Annotated in this window: 22 protein-coding genes and 1 tRNA gene; 15 read left to right on the plus strand and 8 right to left on the minus strand. The window is 71.6% G+C overall.

Features of this window, described 5'->3' with window-relative positions; genetic code table 11:
- The first annotated feature begins 4 nt into the window (after positions 1-4).
- Positions 5-904, plus strand: coding sequence for a methylisocitrate lyase (gene prpB, locus DSM26151_RS04005; RefSeq protein ID WP_234661137.1), 900 nt, complete (start codon positions 5-7; stop codon positions 902-904).
- Positions 905-947: 43 nt separating this feature from the next.
- On the opposite strand, the gene DSM26151_RS04010 is transcribed toward prpB, so the two are convergent.
- Complete coding sequence (locus DSM26151_RS04010; RefSeq protein ID WP_234661138.1) at positions 948-1181, minus strand: hypothetical protein; 234 nt, start codon at positions 1179-1181, stop codon at positions 948-950.
- Positions 1182-1378: 197 nt separating this feature from the next.
- Here DSM26151_RS04010 and topA point away from each other — a divergent pair, with 197 nt between their 5' ends.
- The 5 genes from topA to DSM26151_RS04035 all read left to right on the plus strand — a co-directional run bounded on the left by topA (position 1379) and on the right by DSM26151_RS04035 (position 7730).
- A complete protein-coding gene (gene topA / locus DSM26151_RS04015; protein WP_407651010.1) occupies positions 1379-4156 on the plus strand; it encodes a type I DNA topoisomerase in 2778 nt (925 codons plus the stop codon).
- Entirely contained in the window at positions 4153-4773 is a 621-nt protein-coding gene (gene tmk / locus DSM26151_RS04020; RefSeq protein WP_234661139.1) for a dTMP kinase, read from the plus strand. Before topA ends, tmk begins: the two co-directional genes overlap by 4 nt.
- Positions 4774-4855: 82 nt before the next feature.
- Positions 4856-6037 carry a DNA polymerase III subunit delta' gene (locus DSM26151_RS04025; RefSeq protein ID WP_234661140.1) on the plus strand — a complete coding sequence of 394 codons (1182 nt, stop codon included), beginning with the start codon at positions 4856-4858 and terminating at the stop codon, positions 6035-6037.
- Positions 6034-7560: an alpha/beta hydrolase gene (locus DSM26151_RS04030; protein ID WP_234661141.1), complete on the plus strand. Its 1527-nt coding sequence runs from the start codon at positions 6034-6036 to the stop codon at positions 7558-7560. The genes DSM26151_RS04025 and DSM26151_RS04030 overlap by 4 nt, the downstream gene beginning before the upstream one ends.
- Before the next feature lie 94 nt (positions 7561-7654).
- Positions 7655-7730, plus strand: a tRNA-Thr gene (locus DSM26151_RS04035).
- A 92-nt stretch (positions 7731-7822) separates the two neighbouring features.
- On the opposite strand, the gene DSM26151_RS04040 is transcribed toward DSM26151_RS04035, so the two are convergent.
- Both DSM26151_RS04040 and DSM26151_RS04045 read right to left on the minus strand, forming a co-directional pair.
- Positions 7823-8755, minus strand: coding sequence for an SGNH/GDSL hydrolase family protein (locus DSM26151_RS04040; RefSeq protein ID WP_234661142.1), 933 nt, complete (start codon positions 8753-8755; stop codon positions 7823-7825).
- Between the two features lie 16 nt (positions 8756-8771).
- Positions 8772-9590 (minus strand): GDSL-type esterase/lipase family protein, encoded by an 819-nt coding sequence (locus DSM26151_RS04045; RefSeq protein ID WP_234661143.1) that lies wholly within the window; start codon positions 9588-9590, stop codon positions 8772-8774.
- Between the two features lie 104 nt (positions 9591-9694).
- Here DSM26151_RS04045 and DSM26151_RS04050 point away from each other — a divergent pair, with 104 nt between their 5' ends.
- From DSM26151_RS04050 to DSM26151_RS04070, 5 genes are all read left to right on the plus strand, one after another.
- Positions 9695-10684 carry a Gfo/Idh/MocA family protein gene (locus DSM26151_RS04050; protein WP_234661144.1) on the plus strand — a complete coding sequence of 330 codons (990 nt, stop codon included), beginning with the start codon at positions 9695-9697 and terminating at the stop codon, positions 10682-10684.
- Between the two features lie 4 nt (positions 10685-10688).
- On the plus strand, positions 10689-11879 hold the full coding sequence (locus DSM26151_RS04055) for a M20/M25/M40 family metallo-hydrolase (protein WP_234661145.1): 1191 nt from the start codon (positions 10689-10691) through the stop codon (positions 11877-11879).
- A 74-nt stretch (positions 11880-11953) separates the two neighbouring features.
- Entirely contained in the window at positions 11954-13447 is a 1494-nt protein-coding gene (locus tag DSM26151_RS04060) for a D-alanyl-D-alanine carboxypeptidase/D-alanyl-D-alanine-endopeptidase (RefSeq protein ID WP_267963245.1), read from the plus strand.
- Positions 13448-13541: 94 nt separating this feature from the next.
- Positions 13542-14159 (plus strand): isochorismatase family protein, encoded by a 618-nt coding sequence (locus tag DSM26151_RS04065; RefSeq protein WP_234661146.1) that lies wholly within the window; start codon positions 13542-13544, stop codon positions 14157-14159.
- Complete coding sequence (locus tag DSM26151_RS04070) at positions 14156-14926, plus strand: alpha/beta fold hydrolase (RefSeq protein WP_234661147.1); 771 nt, start codon at positions 14156-14158, stop codon at positions 14924-14926. The genes DSM26151_RS04065 and DSM26151_RS04070 overlap by 4 nt, the downstream gene beginning before the upstream one ends.
- Positions 14927-14983: 57 nt before the next feature.
- Here DSM26151_RS04070 and DSM26151_RS04075 read toward each other — a convergent pair whose 3' ends face one another.
- Positions 14984-15964: an AraC-like ligand-binding domain-containing protein gene (locus tag DSM26151_RS04075; protein WP_234661148.1), complete on the minus strand. Its 981-nt coding sequence runs from the start codon at positions 15962-15964 to the stop codon at positions 14984-14986.
- A gap of 211 nt (positions 15965-16175) precedes the next feature.
- On the opposite strand from DSM26151_RS04075, the gene DSM26151_RS04080 reads away from it, so the two are divergent.
- Positions 16176-17711, plus strand: coding sequence for an APC family permease (locus DSM26151_RS04080; protein WP_234661149.1), 1536 nt, complete (start codon positions 16176-16178; stop codon positions 17709-17711).
- Here the strand turns inward: DSM26151_RS04080 and DSM26151_RS04085 are convergent.
- Positions 17708-18283, minus strand: a complete 576-nt coding sequence (locus DSM26151_RS04085; RefSeq protein ID WP_234661150.1) for a hypothetical protein — start codon at positions 18281-18283, stop codon at positions 17708-17710. The two genes, DSM26151_RS04080 and DSM26151_RS04085, sit on opposite strands and share 4 nt — an antisense overlap.
- Positions 18284-18359: 76 nt before the next feature.
- On the opposite strand from DSM26151_RS04085, the gene DSM26151_RS04090 reads away from it, so the two are divergent.
- Positions 18360-20399: a primary-amine oxidase gene (locus DSM26151_RS04090; RefSeq protein ID WP_326491030.1), complete on the plus strand. Its 2040-nt coding sequence runs from the start codon at positions 18360-18362 to the stop codon at positions 20397-20399.
- 271 nt (positions 20400-20670) lie between these two features.
- Here the strand turns inward: DSM26151_RS04090 and DSM26151_RS04095 are convergent, their stop codons facing one another.
- Together DSM26151_RS04095 and DSM26151_RS04100 are read right to left on the minus strand one after the other, a co-directional pair.
- Positions 20671-20910, minus strand: a complete 240-nt coding sequence (locus DSM26151_RS04095) for a BrnT family toxin (protein ID WP_234661151.1) — start codon at positions 20908-20910, stop codon at positions 20671-20673.
- Positions 20907-21170, minus strand: coding sequence for a ribbon-helix-helix protein, CopG family (locus DSM26151_RS04100; protein WP_234661152.1), 264 nt, complete (start codon positions 21168-21170; stop codon positions 20907-20909). Before DSM26151_RS04100 ends, DSM26151_RS04095 begins: the two co-directional genes overlap by 4 nt.
- A 376-nt stretch (positions 21171-21546) precedes the next feature.
- On the opposite strand from DSM26151_RS04100, the gene DSM26151_RS04105 reads away from it, so the two are divergent.
- Both DSM26151_RS04105 and DSM26151_RS04110 read left to right on the plus strand, forming a co-directional pair.
- Positions 21547-22425, plus strand: coding sequence for a LysR family transcriptional regulator (locus DSM26151_RS04105; protein WP_234661153.1), 879 nt, complete (start codon positions 21547-21549; stop codon positions 22423-22425).
- A gap of 114 nt (positions 22426-22539) precedes the next feature.
- A complete protein-coding gene (locus DSM26151_RS04110; protein ID WP_234661154.1) occupies positions 22540-23079 on the plus strand; it encodes a hypothetical protein in 540 nt (179 codons plus the stop codon).
- Between the two features lie 148 nt (positions 23080-23227).
- On the opposite strand, the gene DSM26151_RS04115 is transcribed toward DSM26151_RS04110, so the two are convergent.
- Entirely contained in the window at positions 23228-23815 is a 588-nt protein-coding gene (locus tag DSM26151_RS04115) for a TetR/AcrR family transcriptional regulator (protein ID WP_234661155.1), read from the minus strand.
- Positions 23816-23852: the final 37 nt, after the last annotated feature.

The following is a 23852-nucleotide window of genomic DNA, read 5'->3' on the forward strand; positions in this document are numbered from 1 at the left end:
ACGCATGCTCTACGCACAGACCGCCCCCGCCGACAAGCGCGCCGGCTTCCGCGAGCGCCTCGCGAGCGGCGAACTGCTCCGCTTCCCGGGCGCGTTCAACCCGCTCTCGGCACGGCTCATCGAGCGCAAGGGCTTCGATGGCGTCTACATCTCGGGCGCCGTGCTCTCGGCCGACCTCGGCCTGCCCGACATCGGGCTCACGACCCTCACCGAGGTCGCCGGCCGCGCGAAGCAGATCGCGCGAATGACCGAGCTGCCCGCGATCGTCGACGCCGACACCGGCTTCGGCGAGCCCATGAACGTCGCGCGCACCGTGCAGGAGATGGAGGACGCCGGCCTCGCCGGCCTGCACATCGAGGACCAGGTCAACCCGAAGCGGTGCGGTCACCTCGACGGCAAGCAGGTCGTCGACGAGCACACGGCGCTCCAGCGCATCCGTGCCGCGGTCGACGCCCGACGCGATCCGAACTTCCTCGTCATGGCGCGCACCGACGTCGCCGCGGTCGACGGCCTCGACGCCGCGATCGACCGCGCCAAGGCGCTCGTCGACGCCGGCGCCGATGCGATCTTCCCCGAGGCGATGCGCTCGCTCGAGGAGTTCGCGGCCATGCGCGCCGCGGTCGACGTGCCGCTGCTGGCGAACATGACCGAGTTCGGCAAGAGCGAGCTGTTCACCGTGCAGCAGCTCGCCGACGTCGGCATGAACCTGGTGATCTGGCCCGTCTCGCTCCTGCGGCTCGCGATGGGGGCGGCCGACCGCGGTCTCGACGCGCTGACGGATGCCGGTGCCCTCACGGGCCTCCTCCCGGAGATGCAGCACCGGGCCGAGCTCTACGAGCTCATCGACTACGAGGGCTACAACCGCTTCGACACGTCCATCTTCGACTTCACGGTCGCGCGCTGAGGCGCGCACGGCTCGTGCGGGTGCCGCCCCGCGGCATCCGCTCTCAGTCGAAGACCGTCTCGACGAAGCGGTACTCGACCGCCGACGGGCGATCGTCGTCCGGTGTCTCGAACTCGAGCCCCGAGCCGCGAGAGTAGACGTAGTGCTTGCCGCCGTCGCCCGGGAAGTCGATCCGCGGCTGCGGATCGCCGGAGTCGAGGAAGCCCGTCGACACGGTCTTGCCCTCGAGGGGTCCATCGATCAACTTCGCGGTGTAGGTGCCCGATGCCGTCTCCATGGCGCCATTCTCCACTCCTCCCCAGCTGACGCAAGGGCCCGACGGCCCGGCGCGTCATCGCCGCGGTGGGCGGGCTCCCGGGCGGAATGTGTATGGTGTGCCTGTCGGCGTCACCCGCCGACCGATGGCACACCGCTCGGGGGCGCGGAGACGAATGTGCGCGTTTCTCGTTCTCGAAATCAAGCAAGAGGAGTCCGGTGTCTGGCGCGAAGAAGCTCGTGATCGTGGAGTCGCCGACGAAGATGAAGTCGATCGCCGCGTACCTCGGCGACGGCTACGAGGTGCTCTCGTCGGTCGGCCACATCCGCGACCTCATCGAGCCGAAGAACCTCCCCGCCGAGCTCAAGAAGGGCCCGCTCGGCAAGTTCTCGGTCGACGTCGAGAACGGCTTCGAGCCCTACTACGTCGTGTCCGACTCCAAGAAGAAGACCGTCGCCGAACTCAAGCGCGCACTGAAGGGCGCCGACGAACTCCTGCTCGCCACCGATGAGGACCGCGAGGGCGAGGCCATCGCGTGGCACCTGCTGCAGGAGCTCAAGCCCAAGGTGCCGGTGCGCCGCATGGTCTTCCACGAGATCACGAAGGACGCGATCCTCAAGGCGAAGGAACAGACCCGCGAACTCGACACCGCGCTCGTCGACGCGCAGGAGACCCGGCGCATCCTCGACCGCCTCTACGGCTACGAGGTCTCGCCGGTGCTCTGGCGCAAGGTCGGTCCGGGCCTCTCGGCGGGCCGCGTGCAGTCGGCGGCGACCCGGCTCGTCGTCGACCGCGAGCGCGAGCGCCTCGCGTTCGTCGCGGCATCCTATTGGGACCTCGTCGGCCGGTTCTCGAAGGAGAGCTCGTCGTTCGAGGCGAAGCTCGTCCGCGTCGGCGGGCAGCGCATCGCGACCGGTCGCGACTTCGACGACGCGGGCCGCCTCACCGGCAAGGCCGTCGTGCTCGACGAGGCGACCGCCCACGCGCTCACCGCAGCACTGCGCGACGACACGGTGTCGCGTCGCGTGTCGAAGCTCGAGTCCAAGCCGTACTCGCGCCGTCCGGCAGCGCCGTTCACGACTTCGACGCTGCAACAGGAGTCGGCGCGCAAGCTCCGCCTCTCGGCACGCGACACCATGCGGGTCGCGCAGTCGCTCTACGAGAACGGGTACATCACCTATATGCGCACCGACTCGGTGTCGCTCTCGCAGCAGGCGATCCAGGCCGCACGCACCCAGGCGGTGAACCTCTACGGCGCCGACAGCGTGCCCGACAAGCCCCGCGCCTACGCCGGGAAGTCGAAGAACGCGCAGGAGGCGCACGAGGCCATCCGCCCGTCGGGCGAGGTCTTCCGCACGCCGTCCGAGCTGCAGAGCGTGCTCCGCGGCAGCGAGTTCAAGCTCTACGACCTCATCTGGAAGCGCACCGTCGCCTCGCAGATGGCCGACGCCAAGGGCAAGACGGCGACCGTCACCATCGAGGTCGGGCCGACGGCAGCGGATGCCGCTGCGCCCGAGTCGCCGACCGCGCCGGTCGCGGGCACGTCGGCCGAGTTCACCGCGAGCGGCACCGTGATCACCTTCCGCGGGTTCCTCGCCGCCTACGAGGAGAGCCGCGACGAGGAGCGCAACGCCGACGAGTCGCCGGGCGAGGCCAAGCTGCCGCAGCTCGCCGAGGGCGAGGCCGTGGGCCTGGCCGAGCTCGAGGCGAAGGGCCACGAGACGAGCCCGCCGCCGCGCTACACCGAGGCGAGCCTGGTCAAGCGGCTCGAAGAGCTCGGGATCGGGCGCCCGTCGACGTTCGCGTCGATCATCTCGACCATCATCGACCGCGGCTACGTCACGCAGCGCGGGCAGGCGCTCGTGCCGAGCTGGGTGGCGTTCTCGGTCGTGCGCCTGCTCGAGGAGCACTTCGGCGATCTCGTCGAGTACGACTTCACCGCCGAGATGGAGGACGACCTCGACCGGATCGCCTCCGGCGAGGCCGACCGGGTCGACTGGCTGAACGAGTTCTACTTCGGCAGCGACCGCCACAAGGGCCTGCGCCAGGTCGTCGACAACCTCGGCGACATCGACGCACGCGAGATCAACTCGATCGCCATCGCCGAGGGCATCACGCTGCGCATCGGCCGATACGGTCCGTACCTCGAGGTCGTCGAAGCGGATGCCGCGGAGGGGGCGCCGCCGCGCCGCGTCAACCTGCCGGAGGCGCTCGCGCCCGACGAACTCACGCGGGAGAAGGCGCAGGAACTCATCGATGCGCCCGTCCAGGGCGACCGCGTGCTCGGGCAGAACCCCGACAACGGCAAGCAGGTCGTCGTGAAGGACGGCCGGTTCGGTCCGTACGTCACGGAACTGGACCCCGAGCCCGAGGCATCCGCCGCCCCGGCCGGGGACACCGTCGACCCGGCGACGGGCGAGGTCGTCGAGGCGCCCAAGCCCAAGCGCGCGACGAAGAAGGCGGCTGCCGCCAAGCCCCGCACCGCGTCCCTGTTCAAGACCATGCAGATCGAGGAGGTCGACCTCGCGACCGCGCTCAAGCTGCTCGACCTGCCGCGCGTGGTGGGCGCCGACCCGGAATCGGGCGACGAGATCACCGCGCAGAACGGCCGGTACGGCCCCTACCTGAAGAAGGGCACCGACACCCGGACCCTGCCGAGCGAGGACGCCATCTTCGATATCGACCTGGCCGGGGCCCAGGAGCTCTTCGCGCAGCCGAAGTACGGCGCGCGCAGCGCCTCGAGCGCGCTCAAGGAATTCGCCGAGGACCCGGTCAGCGGCAAGCCGATCAAGGTCAAGGACGGCCGTTTCGGCCCGTACGTGACCGACGGCACGACCAACGCCACGATCCCGCGTGCCGAGTCCGTCGAGGACATCACGTTCGAGCGCGCCGTCGAGCTGCTGCAGATCAAGCGCGACAAGGGCCCGGCGAAGCCGCGCGCGAAGAAGGCGACCACCGCGAAGCGCACGACCGCGCGCGCGAAGAAGAGCTCGTGACCCGCGGCCTGTTCGTCACCCTCGAGGGCGGCGACGGGTCGGGCAAGACGACCCAGGCCGAGCGGCTCGAGCGCTGGCTCGTCGGCCGGGGGCGCACGGTCGTCCGCACGCGCGAACCGGGCGGCACTGAGGTCGGGGTCGAGGTGCGCGAGATCGTGCTCCACCACCGGGGCGACGTCGCACCCCGCGCCGAGGCGCTGCTCTACGCAGCCGACCGTGCGCACCACGTCGCGACCGTGGTGCGTCCCGCGCTCGCGCGCGGCGACGTGGTCGTGCAGGACCGCTACATCGATTCGTCCGTCGCCTACCAGGGCGCCGGACGGGTGCTCGATCCCGACGAGGTGCGCCGCATCTCCGAGTGGGCGACCGAGGGGCTCGTGCCCGACCTCACGATCCTGCTCGACCTGCCGTGGGAGATCGCACGGCGACGGCTCGACGGCGCCCGCACGCGCTACGACCGGCTCGAGGCCGAGGCGGGGGAGTTCCACGAGCGGGTCCGCGCGGCGTTCCTCGGACTCGCCGACGCCGAGCCCGACCGGTTCCTCGTCGTCGACGCCACGCGGCCGGCGGACGAGATCGCGGACGTGATCCGGGAACGCGTCCGCGCGCTCGCGTGAGGATCCGCGTGCGACGCCCCGGCGCGACGATTCGCGGACGACGCCCAGCGGCGATGTCGCGGGCCGAAGGTAGCGTGGGAACGTGAGCGTGTGGAGTGACCTGACCGGCCAGGAGGCCGCGATCGGGGTCCTGCGGGCGGCGGCCGCGGCATCCGTTTCTGCGCCGAGGGGCGAGGCCCGGGGCGCATCCGACATGACGCACTCGTGGCTCATCACCGGGCCGCCCGGTTCGGGTCGCTCGAACCTCGCCTACGCGTTCGCCGAAGCGCTGCTCTCGGGCGACGCCGACGGCGACGAGGCGGTCCGAGCCCAGGTCGGCGCGCGCAGTCACCCCGACCTGCACGTGCTCGCGACCGAGGGCGTCATCATCAAGGTCGCCGACGTCCGCAAGATCGTCGAGCGCTCGCACTACGCACCCTCGGTCGGCAGGCACCGCGTCATCGTCGTCGAAGATGCCGACCGCATGACCGAGCAGACCTCGAACGTGCTCCTGAAGGAGCTCGAGGAGCCGCCGGAGCGAACGGTGTGGATCCTCTGCGCGCCGAGCGAAGCAGACCTCATCCCGACGATCCGCTCGCGCGTGCGCTCGGTGCGGCTGCAGGTCCCCGGCGTCGACGCCGTGGCCGACCTGCTCGTCCGACGCGACGGCGTCGACCCTGCGCTCGCCGAACGCGCCGCGCGCGAGGCGCAGAGCCACATCGGCATGGCGCACCGCCTCGCCACGAGCGCCGAGGCGCGCGAGCGCCGCGAGGAGACCCTGCGGCTCGCGCTGCAGGTGCGCTCGGCGCCCGGTGCGGTGCTCGGTGCGGCGCGCATGATCGAGATCGCCGGCGAGGACGCGAAGGCGATCTCCGAACTGCGCGACGCCGAAGAACGCGAGCACGCGCTGCGTTCGCTCGGCATCGCTCCCGGTCAGGCGGTCCCGGCCGCGCTGCGCTCCCAGATCCGCGCCCTCGAGGAAGACCAGAAACGTCGCGCCACCCGCAGCCTGCGCGACGGCATCGACCGCATCCTCGTCGACCTCGCATCGCTCTTCCGCGACATCCTCGTCGAGCAGCTCGGCGCCGGCGTCGACCTCGTCAACCGCGAGCTCACCGCCGACATCGCCCGCGCCGCGGCATCCGCTTCACCCTCGCAGACCCTCGCGACGCTCGACGCCATCCAGGAGGCCCGCATCCGCATCGAAGCCAACGTCCAGCCGCTGCTCGCGCTCGAGGCGATGCTCGTGGTCGCGATCCGCCGCCCGGTCGGAGCCCGCTCGTGAGGCGCGGCCGTGCAGCGGGGGCGCTCGCAAGCGTCGTCGCGTCGAGCCTGCTGCTGGCCGGCTGCGCGATGCCGGCATTCCTCGGCGGGCCGCCCGACCGGTCCGAACCGACGGGGGAGCGCGTCGCGCCCGAACTCGAGCCGTACTACTCGCAGGTGCTCGAATGGGAGCGGTGCGGCGACCTGCAGTGCACCACCGCGGTCGCGCCCCTCGACTGGAGCGATCCCGGCTCGGGCGAGATCGAGCTCGCGCTCGTCAGGCAGGCCGCCCGCGGCGAACGGCTCGGTTCGCTGCTCGTCAACCCCGGCGGGCCCGGGGGGTCGGGCTTCGACTTCATCGCCGACTCGATCGACTTCGCGACCGGCGATCGGCTCCAGCAGCGCTTCGACGTGGTCGGGTTCGACCCGCGCGGCGTCGGCCGGTCCAGCGCGGTGACGTGCCTCGAGCCCGCGGAGATGGACGCGTTCCTGTACGACCTCGTGCCGGGCGAGCGCGGCAGTGACGAGTGGATCGCCGAGGTGACCGACGCGAACCGGGCCTTCGGGCAGGCGTGCTCCGACCAGACCGGAGACCTGCTCGGCAACGTCGACACCGTCAGCGCGGCGCGCGACCTCGACCTGCTCCGGTCCATCCTCGGCGACGACGAACTGAACTTCCTCGGGTACTCCTACGGCACCCTGCTCGGGGCGACCTACGCCGGGTTGTACCCCGACAGGGTCGGCCGGCTCGTGCTCGACGGCGCGATCGACCCGGCGGCGTCGAACCAGGAGGTCAACATCGCGCAGTCGATCGGGTTCGAGGACGCGCTCGCCGCCTACCTGGCGGACTGCCTGGCGGGCGACGCCTGCCCGTTCTCCGGGTCGGTCGATTCCGCGATGGCCGAGGTCGCGCGTCTGCTCGCCTCGGTCGAGCAGACTCCGATCCGTGCGGGCGACGGTCGGATGCTCGGCGCGAACGCCCTGGTGACCGCGATCATCTACCCGCTGTACACCCCCGACACGTGGCCCTACCTCAGCGACATGTTCGAGAGCGTGATGTTCGGCCAGGCCGACACGGCGTTCCTGTTCGCCGACCTCTACAACGGTCGCACCGAGGACGGCGCCTACGAAGACAACTCCACCGAGGCGTTCCGGGCCGTGCAGTGCCTCGACTACAGCTACGACGACGACCCGGCCGCGATGCGGACCGCAGCCGACGAGCTCGCTGCCGCCGCGCCCGTCATCGGCCCCTACTTCGGCTACGGCGAGGTGGGCTGCGCCCAGTGGCCGTACCTCACCGAGGTCGAACGCGCCCCGATCGCGGCGCCGGGCGCCCCGCCGATCATGGTCATCGGAACGACCGGCGACCCCGCGACGCCCTACCACTGGGCCGTCTCGCTCGCCGAGCAGCTCGACTCCGGCTTCCTCGTGACCTACGACGGCGAGGGGCACACCGCGTACCGCAAGTCGAACGCGTGCATCGACGATACCGTCGAGGCGTTCCTCGTCGACGGCGAGGTCCCGGCCTCCGACCCCGGGTGCTGACCGCGGCGGGCGCCCGAGCATGGTCATGAGCGCTCCGAAAACCCGCTAACATGGATTCTCGTGCCGTTCGGTCGCGACTCGCACCGGGTGCCACGCCGCCTTAGCTCAGTCGGCAGAGCGATTCACTCGTAATGAATAGGTCGGGGGTTCGATTCCCCCAGGCGGCTCCACTGCGAAGGCCCCGGCTCACGCCGGGGCCTTCGTCGTCCCGTGCGCCGTCCGCCGCTCGCTCGGCGGTCGTACCCAGGGGCGAACGCGACGGCTACGACAGCGGCACCGCCCGGATCGCGTTCGCGTACGCGACGTACCCGGCGGCGTTCGGGTGGAAGCTGTTGGTCTGGCTCAGCCAACGCCAGTCGTTGATCCACGGGCTCGAGCTGCCGATGCCGTGGCCCGCGAACACGCCCTCGACATCGACGAACACCGCGCCGCCCGACTGCGCGACGGACTGGATCCGGTCGTTCAGCGCGACCGTCTCGTCGTTGACCTCGTCGGCCCACGTGTACTTGGGGTTCACGCCCGAGGCGTTCTCCCAGAACAGCAGGGGGTAGCCGGTGACGACGATCTTCGCGGCCGGCGCGCGCGTGCGCAGCGTGGTGATCACGTCGGTGATGCTCGCGGCGAAGGCGTCGGATTCGACGGCCGCGGCGCCGTTCGCGATGTGCGTCGCGCACGACGAGTTGGGCAGCACGAAGCAGTTCTGCATGACGTCGGCGAAGCCGACGTCGTTGCCGCCGACCGTGACCGTGATGAGCTTCGCGGTCGAGGGAACGGATGCCGCCTGCGCGATCACGTCGGCGGTGTCGGAGCCGGAGCACGCCGAAAACGCGACGAGCGCCTTGTCGGCATCGGCGTCCAGGAGTTTCGGATAGCTCTTCGTGCTGCGGTAGCAGGTCGTGTCGAGGTAGCTTCCCGCACCGACACCGGAGGCGAACGAGTCGCCGACGGCCGCATAGGCGAGCTCGGTCGTTCCACCGCCGGAGCCTCCGCCGTTGCCTCCGCCCGGTTTGCCGGGCTTGACGGGCTTGGCCATCGGAACCGCGGCGTGGGCGGAATCGGCCGGGGCGGCCAGGCTCGCCCCGAGGACGAGCGCGAGCGCGGCGAGCAGTGCGGCGGCGACGAGCGCGATGCGCCGCCGCCGCTCAGGGGCAGCTTCGACGGATGCCGCGGCGAGCGGGTCTCTGCGTCCGAACATCATGGTCCGCCTGCTCTCAGCTCGCGAGCACCGTGAGGATCGCGTCACGGTACACGGCCTGCCCTGCGGTGGTCGGGTGGAGGAACGCGAGCGGATCGTTCAGATCTGCGCCGAGCCACGGGACGGCGTCGCCGACGCGGTGTCCGGTGTAGGCGAACGCGAGGCTCGTGGCGTCGACGTCGGCACCGGCACTCGCAGCCGCGGACGCGGCGGCGGCGATCTGCGCATCGAGCGCGAGGGTCGCCTGGTTGACGCTGTCGGTCAGCGCGCTCAGCCCGGCGACGAACGGCACCGGGTAGTCGGTCACGATGATGCGGGCGCGCGGGGATCGTTCGGCGATGGCGAGCAGCAGGCCCGTGAGGTCCTGGGCGATCACGCCCGACGCGAGGAGTTGCTGCGCCTGGAGTACGGCCGCCGCGCACGCGCCGGAGTTCGGGTCGGGTGCGCACACCTGGAGGATGCCTCCGACATCGAGGTCGTTGCCGCCGACGGTGATCGTCACGAGGGTCGTGCCGCGGTTCACCTGCGAGAGCTGCGTCTCGGCGACATCCGAGATGGTGGCGCCGCTGCAGGCGGGCTGGCGGAGGAGGTTCGTTCGAGGCACCGCGTCGAGCAGGACGGGGTATGCGGCCTCGGAGCGCAGGCACGCATCGAGCGGGAGCCCGGCGCCCTGTCCGGCGGCGTACGAGTCGCCGAGCGCGACGTACTTGTTCACGGGTTCGGGCGGGGCCGCGAGGGCCGAGGGTGCAGCGCCGCCGAGGGCGGCGAGGAGGGCGATGGTGGCCCCGGCGAGCGAGCCGATGATGCGGCTCCTTCGGTGCGAATGTGCCGACATGGCCGAACCGTAGCGGGAACCCGAGGATTCCGCATATCCCCGAACGGGTGTCAGGGAGCTGGTGCCACCCAGGCGGTGCCCTGCGCGCGGATAGGCTGGCGCGCATGACGTCACGACTCCGATGGGGCATCCTCGCGACGGGCGGCATCGCCCGGCTGTTCACCGACGACCTGGTCCGCAACGGATTCGACGTCCGCGCGGTCGGGTCGAGGTCGTTCGAGTCGGCACGCGCCTTCGCCGACGAGTACGGGATCCCCGGCGCCCACGGCAGCTACGCCGAGCTCGTCGCGGCGGCCGACGTCGACGCGGTCTACATCGCGACCCCGCACCCCTGGCACGCCGAGTCCGCGCTGGCCGCGATCGGGGCCGGCAAGCACGTGCTCATCGAGAAGCCGTTCACGCTCACGCAGCCCGAGGCCCGTGCGGTCGCGGATGCCGCGCGCGAGCGCGGCGTGCTCGCGCTCGAGGCGATGTGGACCCGGTACCTGCCGCACATGGTGCGCATCCGCGAGATCGTCGCGTCGGGCGTGCTCGGCGAGGTGCGCTCGCTCATCGCCGACCACACGCAGAAGCTCTCCGACGACCCCGGGCACCGGCTCAACTCGCTCGAACTGGGCGGCGGTGCGCTGCTCGACCTCGGCATCTACCCGATCTCGTTCGCGTGGGACCTGTTCGGCGAGCCCGAGACCGTGCGTGCGACCGCGGTGCTGCGCGAGACCGGTGCCGACGCGCAGGTCGCCGTCGACCTCGGCTACCCCGGCGGCAGGATCGCGTCGACGTACACCGCGAGCGACGCGCGCGGGCCGAACCGGGCGGTCGTGCTCGGCACCGACGCCCGGATCGAGATCGACGGCGTCTGGTACAGCCCGACGAGCTTCCGCGTCATCGGCGCCGACGACCGGGTGATCGAGGCGTACCGGTCGGAGGTCAACGGCCGCGGCATGCACTTCCAGGCGGAGGCGCTCGAAGGGCTCGTCGCCGCCGGGCGACTCGACGGCGGCGACATCCTCCCGACCGAGGAGTCGGTCGCGATCATGGGCACGCTCGACCGCGTCCGGCACGAGATCGGCGTGCGGTACCCGGGCGAGGACTGAGGGCATGGGAGCGGATGCCGCGACGGACGACGTCGCAGCGCTGACGCGCCGCCTCGTCGCGGTCGATGCGACCAATCCGACGCTCTTCGACGGCGGTGCGGGTGAGCGCGAGCTCGCCGAGGTCGTGGCGGCGTGGCTCGCCGACCGGGGCTTCGAGGTCCGCATCGTGGGCGCGGACCCGGCGCGCCCGAGCGTGCTCGCACGGCGGCGCGGCACGGGCGGTGGGCGGACCCTGCTGCTCGCGGGTCACCTCGACACGGTCGGCGGAGCCGGCACCGGGGCGGGCGAGGCACCCGGGGCGGATGCGGCGGCCGAGGCGCCGGCCGACGCGCCGCGGGCCGATCGGATCACGGGCCGCGGCGCCTACGACATGGCGGGCGGGCTCGCGGCCGCCATGATCGCCGCCGCCGCCGCGCCCGCCGCTCTCGCGGGCGAGGTCGTGCTCGCGTTCGCGGCCGACGAGGAGTTCGGCTCGCTCGGCATGGAGGAACTGCTCGCTGCGCTCGACGTGCGCCCCGACGGCGCGGTCGTGCTCGAGCCGACCGATCTCGAGGTCACGCTCGCCCACCGGGGCTTCGCCTGGTACCGGGTCGAGTACGAGGGCGTCGCCGCGCACGGGTCGCAGCCCGAACTCGGCGTGGATGCGATCGACCGCGCGCTCGACGGACTGATCGCGCTGCGCGCGTTCGCGGCCGAACTCGACGCCCGGCCGCGGCATCCGCTGCTCGGGTCGGGGAGCGTGCGCGTGTCGATGATCGAGGGCGGAGCGGATGCCGCGACCGTCGCCGCCCGCTGCGGCGTCGTGGTCGAACGGCGGACCCTGCCCGGCGACGACGACCCGCGTGCCGAACTCGAGCGCGTGCTCGCGCCGTCCGGTCCGGCGCGGATCTCGACGCTCGCGGCGCGTCCCGCGATGGAGGCGGAGCCCGGCGCGCCGATCGTCCGCGCCGTGATCGACGCGGTCGAGGCGGTCACGGGCCGGCCCGCGGTGCGACGCGGGGACCCGTGGTGGACCGACGCCGGGCTCATCGCCGACGCGGGCATCCCGGTCGTGCTCGTCGGAGCCTCCGGCGGCGGCGCGCACGCCGACGACGAGTGGGTCTCGATCGCATCGCTCGAGGCGCTCACCGCGATCATCGGCCGTGTCATCCGCGAGGTCTGCGGGCAGGCCGTCGGCGAGGCGCCCGAGCGCTGATCGGCCCCCCGCCGGCCGAGCGTGGCCGCGACGCCACTCCGGAGACGTCCGGGCGGCGTCCGTACAATGCCCGGGTGAGCGATGAGACGGATGCCGCGGGCGCGACGCCCGCGCCGGGCGAGCCCGGGCCGCAGAGCGAGCCCGCCCGGCCCCGAGGCATCCGTTCGCTGATCGCCGAGCACCGGGTGCTCGCCGCGATCGCCGCCCTCGTCACCGTCGGCCTGCTCGGGACCGCGGTGGCGTTCGCCGCGACCATGACCGGCGGCGAGCCCGTCCCGGCGCCGTCGGCCACCCCCACGCCCACCCCCGCGTCGACGCCCACGCCCACGCCGACCCTCACCCCGACGCCCGAACCGGTCGCGCGTGAGCGAACCTGCTCGGTCGCGGGGCTCGCAGCCGATCCGCGACTGGCGAACCTGCAGGCGCAGGTCATGAACGCCGCGACGGGCGAGGTGCTCTTCGATCGTGGCGGCCTGACGGCCTCGCGCACCGCGAGCGTCATGAAGGTCGTGACCGCGGCCGCGGCGCTCGCCGTGTTCTCGCCCGACGACCGCTTCGCGACGACCGTCGTGAAGGGCTCCGAGCCGGGCTCGGTCGTGCTCGTCGGGGGCGGCGACCTCACGCTCTCGCGCACCGCGACGGGCAACGAGACCGTCTACCCCGGCGCCGCGCACCTCGACGACCTCGCCCGCCAGGTGCGCGCGGCATGGGAGGCCGACCCGTCGAACCCCCCGCTGACGAAGCTGATCCTCGACTCGTCGTACTTCGGCGGGGAGACCTGGCACGCGAGCTGGGCGCCGACCGAGCGCGAGCTCGGCTACATGCCCAAGATCACGGCGCTCATGGTCGACGGCGATCGCGACGACCCGTACGCGAACACCTCGCGCCGGGGCGCCGACGCGGTCGGCCGGGCGGGCGACGCCTTCGCCGCCGAGCTCGGCGGCGTGGCGGCGATCGAGCGGGGCACGGCGCCGGCCGGAGCCACCGAGCTCGGCCGCGTGTGGTCGCCGACCGTCGCCCAGCTGATCGACAAGTCCCTCGTCGTCTCCGACAACACGGTCGCCGAGATGCTCGCGCGGCAGGTCGCGATCACGGTCGGAACCGGGAACACCTTCGAGGCGATCGACCCGGCGGTGCGGCAGGCGCTCGAGACGTACGGCATCGCGCGTGGCGGCATCCGCGTCGTCGACGGGTCGGGACTCTCGCCCGACAACGCGGTGCCGCCCGCCTACCTCACCCGGCTGTTCGCGAAGGTCGAGGCGCGCGAGGGGAGCCTCGGGGTGATCCGCGACGGACTTCCGGTCGCCGGCCAGCGCGGCTCGCTGTCGTACGCCGACCGGTTCGCGGGCGAGAACGCCGTCGCCGACGGCTCGGTGTTCGCCAAGACGGGCTGGATCGACACGGGCTACACGCTCGCGGGCATCATCCACGCCCAGGACGGCACGACCCTGACCTTCGCGATCTCCGCGCTCGGCGATGTCTCGCAGATCACCGCCGACGCGAAGGTCGCGATCGACACGCTCGCCACGGGGTTCTACCGCTGCGGGGACGAACTCTCGAACGAGTGACCGAGTGCCCGCCGCGGCATCCGCGAATCGCGACAGAATGGAAGCGGCGGCCGGATCGACCCCGCCCGAGACCCGAGGAGCGAAGGAGCCGATCATGAGTCGGGCCCTGTTCATCATCGACGTGCAGAACGACTTCACCGAGGGCGGCGCGCTCGGCGTCGACGGCGGTGCAGCCGTGGCCGCCGGCATCACGGCGTACCTCGCCGAGCACGGCGACCGGTACGACCTGGTCGTGGCATCCCGCGACTGGCACAACGCCGACGACGACAACGGCGGGCACTTCGCGACGGATGCGCCGCCCGACTTCACGGTGACGTGGCCGAAGCACTGCATGGCCGGCACGCCGGGCGCCGAGTACCACCCGGCGCTCGACACGAGCGCCGTCGACGTGCACATCCGCAAGGGGCAGGGCGTTCCGGCGTACTCGATCTTCGAGGGCACGGATGACACGGGCGCGTCGACCACAGAGGTGCTCGAGCGCCACGGCGTCACCGACGTCGACGTGGCGGGTATCGCGACCGACTACTGCGTGCGCGCGAGCGCACTCGACGCGATCGAGCACGGGCGTCACGTGCGCGTGCTGCGCGACCTGGTCGCGGGCGTCGCGCCGGAGTCCTCCGAGGCGGCGATCGCCGAGCTCGGTCACGCGGGCGCCGCGATCGTCGATTCGTCCGAGCTCGCGCCGGTCGATGACGAGGCGGGCCGCGCGTGACCCCGCAGGCGTCCCCCGCACCGCTCCTGCACGCCGAGTCGCCCGACGGGGTGCTCATCGCCTATCGGGTGCAGGGCGATGACGCCGAGGCGGGCCGGCCTCCCGTGCTGCTCGTGCACGGCTTCGCGTCCGATTCGACCGTCACGTGGGAGGGCACGGGATGGGTGCGCACACTCGTCGAGTCCGGACGACGCGTGATCACCACCGACCTGCGCGGGCACGGTGCGAGCGACAAGCCCGTGACGGCCGACGCGTACGCGCCCGATCGGCTCGGGGCCGACCTCGTCGCCGTGCTCGACTCGGCGGGCGCGGCGAGCTGCGATGCCGTCGGCTACTCGATGGGCAATCGCGTGATCTCGGCGCTGTGCGAGCAGGCCCCCGACCGGGTGCGGCGCGTCGTGGTGGGCGGCGCCGGTCCGACCGAGCTCTTCGCCACCTGGGACGTCGAGGACGCGCGCGGCTACCTCGTCGACGGGACGCCGCCGCGCAATCCCGTGATCTCGCAGGTGCTCGGGCCGGCGATCCGCGCGGGAGCCGACCGCGACGCGCTCCTCGCGTGCATCGAGGGAGTCTCGGGCGCCCCGCTCGCGATCCCGGGGGGCATCCCCGTGCTGTTCGTCGCGGGCGAGGAGGACCCGGTGCCACTCGGGGTCCAGCAGCTCGCGCTCGACTGGGGGAGCGACCTCGTCACGATCCCCGGCCGCGACCACGTGTCGACGCTCACGTCCCGGACGTTCAAGGACGCGGCGATCGACTTCCTCGCCTAGGCCCCGGTCGCCTGGGCCCCGGTCGCCTGAGCCCTGGTCGCCTGAGCCCAGGTCGCCTCACGCGGCCGTGGCGCGGGCTCGCACGGCGGACGGCGGCTCGCCGAACTCGGCGCGGAAGGCGCGGCTGAAGTGGGCGGCGTCGGCGAAGCCCCAACGGCCGGCGACCTGGCCGACCGGACGGTGCGCCGCGAGCGGGTCCTGGAGTTCGCGGCGGCAACGGTCGAGCCGCCGGGATCGGACCCAGCTGGAGACGGTGAGCCCCTCCTCGTGGAAGATCGCGTGGAGGTGGCGGGTGGAGATGAAGTGCGCCGCGGCGATCGACGCCGGCGTGAGGTCGGGGTCGCCGAGGCGGTCCTCGAGCCAGGCCTGGATGCCGCGAAGCATCGCCCGGTGGGGTCGGTCGGCGTCGCGGGCGACGTCCAGTTCGCGTGCGTAGAGCGTCGTCACGAGGTCGACCGCGTTGCGGGCGAGTCTTCCGCCGACGGGGCCGCCCAACTGGTCGAGGTCGCCGGCGAGCTCGGCGAGGAAGCGTGCGACGACGCGGCCGAGCCCCTGGCCGCCCGCGATGCGGGCCGCGGTCATGCCCTGCACGGCGTCGGTGGGCAGTTCGAGCAGCCGGTGCGGCACCATGAGCACGAGGGTGCTGAAGGTCTCCTCGAAGACGAGCGTGTAGGGCGAATCGGTGTCGTAGATCGTGAGGTCGCCGGGCCGGAGCACGGCCTCACGCGAGTCCTGGATGAGCAGGCCCGTGCCGGAGAGCTGGAGTCCGAGCTTGAACGAGCGATGCTCGGATCGCGCGACGAGCTCGGGCGTCCGGTGGATCTCATGGCCGGTGGCCGTGACGACGGAGAGGTGGACGTCGTCGCCGACCGACGCGCGGATGTCGCCGCGGAACGCATCGGGATCGTCGGAGCGCACGCGGAGCGGCACGAAGGACTGCGAGGCGAGCGAGCTGAACTCGGCGAAGTCGAGCGGCAGTGCCGAGGTGTCGATGGCGGGCGCCTCCGGGGCGAGCGCGGGGGAGGATCCGTGGGGCACGGGATGCACCTCATCTCTGGGTGGGACGTCGATGTCCGGGTCGAAGGAAACTCTACGCTTGTCGAGCGAAATCCGACAGGGCGGGTCTGCGGTGCAGGTCAACCCGCGTTCGCTGTGCGACAAGACCGGGGCTGCGCCGCACGGAACCATGGGCCGGAACCGGGCGATGCCGCCGTGGCTCGCCCTCCCGTCGACCAAGGGATCCCCAGCCATGACCTCAACGACGACGTCGACGCCCGCGTCGACACGTGCTCTCGGCCACCGGCGCCTCGGCGTGCCATCCGTCACCCTCATGATCATCGCGGCATCGGCGCCGCTCACCGTGGTCGCCGGCGGCGTCACCACGACCTTCGCCGTCACGGGCGTGATCGGCGTGCCCGTCGGCTTCATCGTGCTCGCCGCGGCCCTGGCGGTCTTCGCGGTCGGCTACGCGGCGATGAGCCGCTACGTCACCAACGCCGGCGCGTTCTACGCCTACATCGCGCAGGGCATCGGACGACCGTTCGGCGTGGGCGCCTCGCTCGTCGCGCTCGTCGCGTACAACGCCATGCAGGTCGGCATCTACGGCCTGTTCGGGTTCCAGATGTCGATGTTCCTCGAGGCGAGGTTCGGCATCACCACGCCGTGGTGGCTGTGGATCTTCGCCTGCATCGCCGTCGTCGGCGTGCTCGGCGTGAACCGCGTCGACCTGTCGGCGAAGGTGCTCGGCGTCCTCGTCGCGCTCGAGTTCGCCGCCGTGCTCGTGTTCGACCTCGTCGCGTTCGCCGTCGCGCCCGAGGGCGTGAGCACCGCCGGCATCGAGCCGGCCAACCTGTTCGTGCCGGGAGTCGGCGCAGTGCTCTCCTTCGGCGTCGCCGCGTTCATGGGCTTCGAGTCGGCCGCCATCTACGGCGAGGAGTCGAAGGACCCCAAGCGCACGGTCGCGCGGGCGACCTACGCCGCGGTGGCCATCATCGGCGTGTTCTACGCGTTCAGCGCCTGGGCGTTCACGGTCGGCATCGGACCGTCGCAGATCGTCGAGGCCTCGGCGACCTACGGTCCGGACCTGATGTTCGTCTTCATGGGCGAGCACGCACCCGTCATCGTGAGCGACCTCATGCAGGTGCTCTTCCTCACGAGCCTCTTCGCGGCGCTGCAGTCGTTCCACAACGCCGTCGCCCGGTACCTGTTCTCGCTCGGGCGCGAGGGCGTGCTGCACCGCAGCCTCGGCTCGGTGCGTGCCGTCTCGCGAGCTCCCTGGGCCGGCTCGGTCGCGCAGAGCGCGATCGCGATCGTCGTGACGCTCGGCTTCGTCGTCGCCGGCGAGGTCATGGGCCTGAAGGCCGACTTCGCGCCGGTCGAGTTCCTCTACCCGGTCCTCACCATGTTCACGTGGCTCACGAACACGGGCGCGATGGGGCTCGTGCTGCTCATGGGCATCATCGCGATCGCGGTGATCGGCTTCTTCCGCCGCGATCGGCGCGGACTCGGCGCCTGGCAGACGCTGATCGCCCCGGCGATCTCCGCGGTCGTGCTGTTCACGGTGTTCGTGCTCATCCTGGCGAACTTCAACGTGCTGCTCGGCCAGACCGAGACGACGGCGGCCACGTTCGTGCTGCCCGCGCTGCTGATCGTGCCCGGTGTCGCCGGCGTCGTGTGGGGCCTCGTCATCCGACGGCGGAACCCGGAGCTCTACGCCCGGGTCGGGCACGGCATCGAGGAGGCCGAGGCGGCCGTCGTCGAGGTTCCGGCCCACCGGGGGGTCTAGGCGCCGAGCACCGCCGCGAGGCCGGGAACGGCCATGGCGGCGAGCATGACGGTCATGCTCGCCGCCATCACGCCGTGAACGACCCCGCTGCGGCCCTCGCGCATCGCGCGCACCGCGACCCACGCGCCGAGCGCGACCACCGTGAGCACGGCGAAGGTCTCGGCCGGGAGCGCGAGGGCGACATGGGCATGCGTCTCGCCGGGCGCACCGACACCGTCGCGTCCGGCCGAGGCCACGAGCCATCCCGCTGCGATGAGCGCCAGCGCATGGTGAAGGTCGTCGAGCGGTCGGCCGCCGAGCCCTGCCGGCCGGGGGCGCCTCGGCGGGGCTGACGCGGGGCTGCGCGCCCGGTCCACGCGGGATCGGACGCCGATCGCGAGGCCGGCGAGCACGAGGATTCCCGCCCAGGCCACGCCGGGGAGGATGCCGGTGAGTGCCGTGTCGAGCATGGCGGCGAGCATCGCGACCGCGGCGAAGGCATCCAGGGCGCGGAGTCGCCGACCGCGGGCGAGCGTCGCTCCGGTCCCGGCGAGCGCGCCCGCGAGCATGACTCCGTGTGCGATCTCGGCCATTCGTTCCCCGAATCTTCCCTGTTCCGGCGAGTCCGGCTATATTACTCGACAAACGTAGAGAAAAACGAGGTGCACCATGACGATGACGTCGACCACCCGAGCCGCAGAGCGGCGTCCTTCCTCCGTCTCGGGCGCGCCCGAGACGGACCCGATGCGCGGGCTCTCCGCCGACGAGATCGACGCGACGCGCGAGATCCTTGCCGAAGCCGGCGTGCTCACCGAGCAGACCCGCTTCGTCTACGTCGGACTCGACGAACCCGCCAAGTCCGACGTGCTCTCCGGGGCGGAACTGCCGCGCGTCGTGCGCGTGCTGCTGCTCGACCGCGCGACCGGCGCATCCGCCGACGTCCGCGTGTCGGTCACCGATCGGGCGATCCTCAGCCGCACCGACATCGACGGCGCGAACGGGCACGTCCCGATCCTCGACGTCGAGTTCGAGGCGATCTACGACCTGCTCGGCGCCGAGCCCGAGTGGCACGAGGCCCTCGCCAAGCGCGGAATCACGCACGAGCAGGTCGCGCTCGCGCCGCTCTCGGCGGGCGAATACGGATTCGAGGCCGAGCGCGGGCGCCGCGTCATCCGCGTGCTCGCCTTCATGCGGCACGACGAGCAGGACCACTGCTGGGCGCACCCGGTCGACGGCCTCTGCGCCTACGTCGACATGATCGAGGGACGGATGTTCGAGCTCGTCGACCACAAGGTCTACGAGATCCCCGCCGAGTCGGGCAACTTCGACGACCCCGAGGTGCAGGGCGCGCCGCTCGACACCCTCAAGCCGATCAGCATCACCCAGCCCGAGGGGCCGAGCTTCACCGTCGAGGAGGACCGGGTCAGCTGGGCGAACTGGCGCTTCTCGCTCGCGTTCGATGCTCGCGAGGGGCTCGTGCTCCGTCGCATCCGCTACGTCGACGCCGACCAGGGCGGCGTCGAGCGCGACGTCGTCTACCGCGCGTCGATCGCCGAGATGGTCGTGCCCTACGGCGACCCGTCGCCCGCCCGGTTCTGGCAGAACTACTTCGACACCGGCGAGTACGTGTTCGGCCGCTACGCGAACTCGCTGCAGCTCGGCTGCGACTGCCTCGGCGAGATCCGGTACTTCGACGCCACGATCGCCGACGAGTTCGGCCACCCCCGTGTCATCCCGAATGCGATCTGCATGCACGAGGAGGACTACGGCACCCTCTGGAAGCACACCGACATCTACACCGGGTCGAACGAGGTGCGCCGCCAGCGGCGCCTCGTGGTCAGCTTCTTCACCACGGTCGGCAACTACGACTACGGGTTCTACTGGTACCTCTACCTCGACGGCACGATCGAGTGCGAGGCGAAGCTCACGGGCGTGCTCTTCTCATCGGCCTACGACCCGGAAGCCGGCGACCACGCGAGCGAGGTCGCACCCGGGCTCGGCGCGCCCTACCACCAGCACCTGTTCAGCGCGCGGCTCGACATGATGGTCGACGGCGTCGCGAACGCGGTCGACGAGGTCGACGCCGTCCGCCTGCCGATGGGGGAGGGCAACGCCTACGGCAACGCGTTCACGAAGCGCACGACGCGCCTGCGCACCGAGGCCGAGGGTGCCCGCGACGCCGACCCCGTCAGCGGGCGCGTCTGGCACATCGTCAACACCGAGCAGCAGAACCGGCTCGGCCGGCCCGTCGGCTACGAACTGCGCGCGGAGGGCTCGCCGACCCTGCTCGCCGACCCCGAATCGGTGATCGCCAAGCGCGCCGGCTTCACGCGCAAGCACCTCTGGGTCACCCGCTACGACCGCGACGAGCGCTACCCGGCGGGCGACCTCGTGAACCAGAACCCCGGCGGCGACGGCCTGCCGCGCTACACCGAGGCCGACCGATCGATCGACGGCGAGGACATCGTGCTCTGGCACACCTTCGGCCCGACGCACTTCCCCCGCGTCGAGGACTGGCCGGTCATGCCGGTCGACTACGCGAAGTTCACCCTGAAGCCGTACGGCTTCTTCGGGCGCAACCCCACCCTCAACGTCCCGTCCTCCGAAGCGATGGGTATGGCGTGCCACACGGATGCCGCGGCCGGCGGATGCCGCTGCGAGGCGGGCGCGTGCACGTGCTCGGGGCACGGGCACGGGCACGGGGACTGACGCCCGGGGGCCGGATCGGCTCGGACGACAGGGCGGGCGGATGTCGCGCATGCGGTATTCGCCCGCCCCGCACCACCGGATACCGTCGCCCACCCATCCGCTCCGGCCCTCCTCGCGGAGTCCGGCCGCACGTTCCGGACCGTCTCGGTGGGGGTCCCTCAGCGACCGTGCTTGTCGGCCGGGCCAAGTGAGAAGGGGCACCGCCCGGCTCGCGGGGACTCCCGCCGGACGCCGTTGATCGACGATGCGTTGATGGATCCCAGGCTTGCCGCTACGGGAGGAGGTCGAGCGTCTGCGGCCGCGCCTTCATCGCGTGGATCACCAGCTCGTTCCCACTGTCGAAGACCAGCACGACTGTTTCGAGCAGTCGACCTCGGGTGTCGAATCCAAGTCGAAGCTGGCGGGTGGGCGAGTCGTCGTCGAGGTCTTCGATCCAGATCGGCCACGATGCTGCCTGCGTCGCGTCCACCGGGCTGATGCCGTGCTTGAGTGCCGAAGGGTGGACGTTCACGCGGCGTACGCGGCCAGCGCGTCCCGGATGAGCTCCGATCGAGACTTGTGCTCGCGGGCAGCCCGGGCATCCAACGCTGCGAGCTCGTCACTGGTCAAACGCAGCGCAACGACCTGCGACGGCTCAGCGCCACGCCCCGGCCGACCGCGTCCGCGCTTTTTCAGCGCATCCACGTCATGGCCGGCTTCGGCTTCAGCGACCCACTCGGAGATCTGCTCCTCGGTCACGGGCACGCCGTTGATCGTCTCGCGCTTGCTCATTGCAATAGTGTAATACGTAAATGCCCGTGGGGAACAGCGGCCGGTCGCGTTGAGGGATCGGGCCCGCGTGGTCAGTCGGTCGGCGAGCGGTCGGCTCCATCCGTGAGGGTGCAGATGTGAGGTCGGTCTCCGAGCGGTGGATGAGCCCTACGAACTCGGCTGAGGCGGGCGGATGCCGTCGGCGACCTTCGAGAGGACGTAGCGGGGAACGTGGCCGACGCGTTCGATCCTTGCGCCGACCACCTGGCCTTGCCGACAGCGCCGCCGAGGGCGCCAGCCGCCGCGGTGGTCGCCTCGGGCGTTGCTGGAGGCTGAGGGTCTTCCCTCGGGCGTTCGTTGCGGTGATGATGGTCTCGTCCGGTGGTGAGGAGGCCGCGTGGAGTTGCGACAGCTTCGTTGGTTCCTTGCGGCGGTGGAGGCGGGATCGCTCTCGGCGGCGGCACGGGAGGGGCACATCAGCCAGCCGGCGCTGAGTGTGATGATCGCCCAGCTCGAGCGCGAACTCGGCGCGAGGCTGCTCGACCGGGGTCGCGATGGTGTGCGCCTCACCGCAGCAGGGAGCGCGGTGGCAGGCATCGCCCGCCGCATGGTCGACGACGCCGAGCTGGCCGGGATCGCTGCGCGAGCGACACACGATCATGACGCGGAGGTCCGGCTCGCGGTCACCGATCCAGGGACGGTTCCGCTCGTGGCGGGCGCCGTGGCCGCGGCCACGCTCGCAGGTGTGCACGTGAGCCTCGTCGTGGGGCGTCATCGTCCATGGGAGGTGCATGGCGTGCTGCGGCGCGAGGTCGATCTGGCGGTCGTGACCGCTCCCATCCTCGACCGGCGCATCCGCACCGCGCAGCTGACCACGGAGCGCCGAGGCATCCTCGTCGGCCCGCGCAACGACCTCTTCGAAGCGGCCGATGCCGACCTGACCTTCGAACTGCTCGCCGACCAGGCCGCGGTCGATCCGGTCGACGTTCCCCTCGATTGGACCGATGAGTGGGCGTACCGACCGCAGCTGAACGGGGAACGGTTGCGGCGTGCCGGGCCGCCGGTCGATTCGATGAGTGCGACCTTCCTCTCGGCCCTGACCACCGAAGCGGTCGCGTTCGTCCCGCGTCAGGTCGGTCTGATCGGCCAGGCGATGGGGTTGCGGTACCTCGAGCCGACCACCGGCCCGCTGTGCGAGCACCTGATCGCGTGGCGACCGCCGTTGTCGGATGCCGCGCGGCTGGTGCTGAATTCGGCGGCCAGCGCCGTCCATTGAGATTCGCTATGGCAGAACCGTCGCGGTGCAGGTCACCAGCGGACGAGAGCGGAACAGTATGTGGGAAACGCGCACGCTGGAGTGTGCGTCACACCACGATCCGGGGGACGAGCCATGGGCAAGCTGAACCGAGCATCACTCCTCACCAGCGCGGCTGCGAGCGCGTTCGCGCTGGCGCTGTTCGCACCGTCCGCGGCGCACGCCGCTCCGGGCAACGGCAACCGCGTCGACATCGGCGACCACAACGACATCGTCGTCGCCACCTGCGCCGACGGCAGCACCGTACAGGGCCCGCTCGACGGCGAGGCATCGTTCCACGAGCGCTGGGACAAGGACGGCAACCTCATCTCCCTCGCGATCGCGATGGAATACAAGATGACCTGGACGCTGTCCTCGACCGGAGAGAGCCTTCACCCTCACGGCACCCGCCGTCTGCTCATCGAATTCGACAAGGGCACGACCACCGACACCGGCAACTACCGGAAGCTGACCATCGCGGGCCAGGGCGCCGTGCTGAACTACGCGGGCATCTCGATCTACGACTTCGCGACCGAGGAGATCCTGTACCACAAGGGCCCGGACGTGGCAGACGGCGGTGACCCCGCTGCCAGCAACGACCTCGTCTGCGGGCTCTTCGGCCTCGACGGCGCCTGACCGGCCGATCGCCACGTCCGGGGAACGCCGGCTTCTCATCGTTGGCGAGTCGCTCGCGACGAGAAGTCGGCGGGCGCCCGCGCTGCCGAGTGTCGCGTCTGGCGAACAGCGAGGTGCGCCAGCGTCCGATGAAGACGTAGAGGCGCACTCAGCGCAGCAGTTCGAGGTACCCGTCGAGCAGCCGGGTCATCCGTTCGGCGTCGGCGCTCGCCGGGGCGACGACGGCGATGACCTGCACGCCGTCGAGCATCGCCATGAAGTGGTCGACGACGACCGGGATGTCGACATCGTCGCGGATCTCGCCGAGGCGCTTCGCGTCGGCGAGGTGCCCGCCGATCTCGACGCGCCACTGGTCCATGGTGCGCTCGTGGAGGGCGAGGAGGCCGGGCTCGTTGGCCGCGTACTCCCAGAACGGGATGACGATGCGCGCCTCGAGGATCCGCTCCTCGTCGAGCGGGAAGATCTGCAGCATCAGCTCGCGGAGGGCCGCCATGCCCGAAAGGTCGGCTCGCACGGCCGCGAAGCGCTCGTTCGTGGCCGCGAACACGTGCTCGAACGTCGCGCCGATCAGCTCCTCCTTGTTGCGGAAGTACGGGAAGAGCCCGCCGTTCGCGACGCCCGACGCCTTCGCGATCTCGCGCATCGTCGTGGCACGGAAGCCCTTCTCCGCGATCAGGCGCCAGGTCGCGTGCACGATCTCGAGACGGCGCGCGTCGTGGTCGACGATCTTCGGCATGGTCCCCTCTCCCGACGCCGCGGCGCCGGGGTCAACG

Source organism: Agromyces marinus (genome assembly GCF_021442325.1).
In the GTDB taxonomy this organism is placed as follows: domain Bacteria; phylum Actinomycetota; class Actinomycetes; order Actinomycetales; family Microbacteriaceae; genus Agromyces; species Agromyces marinus.